Below are 418 nucleotides of genomic sequence, written 5' to 3'. Positions count from 1 at the left end.
CCCGCATTTAAGTGACGTACGCAACGCTGATGAAAGCATACAGCGTGGGCTTCTCAATGACTCTTCTATGAAGACATGAATTGAGCTTTAAGACCGTGCGCCCCACGGTTCTTTATGTTGATAGCAGCGTTCAAATCCCTGCACAGACTTGAATGACAAACATGGCAATTGTGCATTCTTTGAGATAACTGCTTTTAACTTTGTGACCACAGTTAGAACATTCTTGGCTAGTGCCGTATGCTTTTTGGTTGTAGTAGTGAGGTTGCTCTTTTAATTCTGGTATGTAACAAATTAAGGGACATCTATCAATAGGACAGCGATTCATTTCATACCAGTCAAACCTTTGAGCAAGCAAATAATTATATTGACAACGTAACATTTCCAGCGTTTTATCTATCTTCTCTGCTTGCTGTTTAGT

The 418-nt window shown here is 40.2% G+C and carries 1 pseudogene; it reads right to left on the bottom strand.

What is annotated here, in order from left to right:
• Positions 1 to 238: 238 nt before the first annotated feature.
• A pseudogene (locus UYK_RS25480) lies at positions 239 to 418 on the bottom strand (helix-turn-helix domain-containing protein); the annotation flags it as partial.

The organism is Fischerella thermalis PCC 7521 (assembly GCF_000317225.1).
Lineage (GTDB): Bacteria > Cyanobacteriota > Cyanobacteriia > Cyanobacteriales > Nostocaceae > Fischerella > Fischerella thermalis.
This window is presented reverse-complemented; position numbering and strand designations above follow the sequence as displayed.